Raw genomic sequence first — 2,868 nt, forward strand, 5'->3', positions numbered from 1 at the left:
ACCGCCGTGCCCGCGCTCGTCCGGCGCACCCCGGCGGCGGCGAGTTCGGCGACGGACGGACCGCCGGCCACCGCCATCGCGTTGACCGGCAGCGGCGAGCGCGCGCAGAGCGCGGCCAGCGCGTCGAGGTCCAGCAGGCCCGGCACGAAGAGGCCGTCGGCGCCCGCCGCCGCGTACGCCTCGGCGCGGACCAGCGCGTCGTCGAGCCCGCCCAACCCGAACAGGAAGACGTCCGTCCGGGCGTTGACCAGCAGCTCCGGCAGGCCCGCCGCCTCCGCCGCCGTCCGGGCCGCGCGCAGCCGGGCGGCCTGCTCGTCCACCGCGAACAGCGGGCCGCCGACCGCCATCGAGTCCTCCAGGTTGACGCCTGCCGCGCCCGCCCCGACCAGCGCCCGGACGGTCCCGGCGACGTCGGCGGGCGCGGGCCCGTAGCCGCCCTCGGCGTCCACGGTGACCGGCAGGTCCACGGCGGCCGCCACCCGGCGGGCGGCCTCGACCGCGCTCGCCCGGTCCAGGCGCTGGCCGTCGCCCCGGCCCAGTGACCAGGAGACACCGCCGCTGGTGGTGGCGATCGCGGTGGCGCCCGCCAAGGCGATCACGGCGGCGCTGCCGGCGTCCCAGGCGTTCGGCAGCACGAGCACGCCGTCGGCGACCAGCGCCCGCAGACGCTCGGCCTTCGCGCGCAGGGCGGCGGGCGGAAGCGGAGTGGCGGAAGGGAGCGGAGCGGACGTGGTCATACGGGGTCACCGGCCTTCGGGAATCGGCGTGGATGGTGGTGCCGTGCACGGTGGTGGCGTGCACGGTGCGACGACGGCATCCTGCGCGCGGCGGGTGCCCCGGCTCCAGTGATTAAGCTGGGACCGAATCGAAGCCCCGTCGGCGGGAGGGTGAGCCACCGATGCGCACCGAGCTGGCGCTGTCGGCCGACGACCTGGCGCGCACCAGGTTCGCCGTCTCCCCGATGTGGGAGGTGGTGACCAGCCTCCGGGTGCTCGCCCAGCCGGTCGTCCCCGCGCCGCACCGGCACTGGGCCGCGCAGGTCCGCCCCCGGCTGGCCGCCGCCGGGCCAGCCGTCCGGCGGCTGGCCGCGATGGTCCCGCCCACCGGCCACCTGCCGGACTTCCTCAACCCCGTCCCCGCCACCACCACCCCGGCGCTCGCCGACGAGCTGGCCGCGATCACCGCGACCTCCCCCGAGCTGGTCCGCGCCGACCTCGCCGTGCTGGCCGCCGAGCGGGGCGGGCCGCTGCCCGCCGCCCTCGAACCGCTCCACCGCGACCCGGCCGCCCGGCTGCCCCGGATCGCCGCCGACATCGAGGCGTACTGGGAGCTCGCGCTCGCGCCGTACTGGGCCCGGATCCGCGCCCTGCTCGACGCCGACGTGCTGCACCGCGCCCGCCAGGCGGTGGGACACGGCACCGCCCGGGTGCTCGACGACCTGCACGAGACGGTCCGCTGGGACGGCCGCGGGTCCGGGGCGCTGCGGCTGGAGCAGCGGCACTGCGCGGTGGAGCGGCTGGACGCCGCGGCCGGCCTGGTGCTGGTGCCCTCGGTGTTCGCCTGGCCCCGGGTGCTGACCCGCGCGCTGCCGCCGGACCCGCCGCAGCTCGCCTATCCGGCGCGCGGCATCGCCACCCTGTGGGAGCCCCGTCCGGCCGCCGGCGCCCCGGACACGCTCGCCGCCGTCCTCGGCCGGTCCCGGGCCCGGCTGCTCGCCGAACTCGACGCGCCGGCCTCCACCACCGACCTGGCGCGGCGCACCGGGCTCTCCGCCGCCGGCGCCTCCCAGCACCTCACCGCGCTGCGCGCCGCCGGGCTGACCAGTGCGCACCGCGCCGGTCACGCCGTGCTCCACGCCCGGACCGCCCTGGCCGACGCCCTGCTCGACCCTGCTCGACCCTGACCCGTCGTGACCGGTCCTGACCGAATCTGTCCGATCCTGGCATGCCTGCCCTGACCTGCCGGTTCGGGCCGCTCCCGGGACCGCTCCGGCGGTACGAATGGCCCCGCGCAGCACACCTCCGCGCACCCCCTCCTCATATGATCGGAGCGACATGCGCCATGCTTGGTGATGCAGAGCACTGTACGAACTTGTGCCGGAGGGCTTGACGGCCGGCCGGCCGAGAAGGAGGAAGCACGTGGACGACGTTCTGCGGCGCGCCGCACTCTTCGCGGCACTCGACGACGAACAGGCCGGCGAGCTGCGCGCTTCCATGACCGAGGTGACGCTCGCCCGCGGCGAGTCGCTGTTCCACGAGGGCGACCCGGGCGACCGGCTGTACGTCGTCGCCGAGGGCAAGGTCAAGCTGCACCGCGCCTCGCCGGACGGCCGCGAGAACATGCTCGCCGTCCTCGGCCCCAGCGAGATGATCGGCGAACTCTCGCTGTTCGACCCGGGTCCGCGCACCGCCACCGCGAGCGCGCTGACCGAGGTCAAGCTGCTCGGCCTCGGCCACGGCGACCTCCAGCCCTGGCTGCACGCCCGCCCCGAGGTCTCGATCGCACTGCTGCGCGCGATCGCCCGCCGCCTGCGCCGGACCAACGACGTGATGTCCGACCTGGTCTTCTCCGACGTGCCCGGGCGCGTCGCCAAGGCCCTGCTGGACCTCTCCCGCCGCTTCGGCGTGCAGTCCGAGGAGGGCATCCACGTCGCCCACGACCTCACCCAGGAGGAGCTGGCCCAGCTGGTCGGTGCCTCCCGCGAGACGGTCAACAAGGCGCTCGCCGACTTCGCCGGCCGCGGCTGGCTGAAGCTGGAGGCCCGCGCGGTCGTCCTGCTGGACGTCGAGCGGCTCTCCCGCCGGTCCCGCTGACCGCACCTCGCGCGGCTTCATCGCCCACCGCTCACGAAAAGGGCCCGTACGCTCC

3 protein-coding genes are annotated in these 2,868 nt (G+C 76.5%); 2 read left to right on the forward strand and 1 reads right to left on the reverse strand.

The features are described 5' to 3' along the window. A partial coding sequence (locus ABD308_RS25250; RefSeq protein ID WP_344338865.1) for an isocitrate lyase/PEP mutase family protein occupies positions 1-737 on the reverse strand: 737 nt, incomplete at its 3' end. Positions 738-898: 161 nt separating this feature from the next. On the opposite strand from ABD308_RS25250, the gene ABD308_RS25255 reads away from it, so the two are divergent. After that, positions 899-1,903, forward strand: a complete 1,005-nt coding sequence (locus tag ABD308_RS25255; RefSeq protein ID WP_344338866.1) for an ArsR/SmtB family transcription factor — start codon at positions 899-901, stop codon at positions 1,901-1,903. 235 nt (positions 1,904-2,138) lie between these two features. Further along, positions 2,139-2,813, forward strand: coding sequence for a Crp/Fnr family transcriptional regulator (locus tag ABD308_RS25260; RefSeq protein ID WP_030288117.1), 675 nt, complete (start codon positions 2,139-2,141; stop codon positions 2,811-2,813). The last annotated feature ends 55 nt before the right edge of the window (positions 2,814-2,868 follow it).

The organism is Kitasatospora putterlickiae (genome assembly GCF_039527695.1).
Lineage (GTDB): Bacteria > Actinomycetota > Actinomycetes > Streptomycetales > Streptomycetaceae > Kitasatospora > Kitasatospora putterlickiae.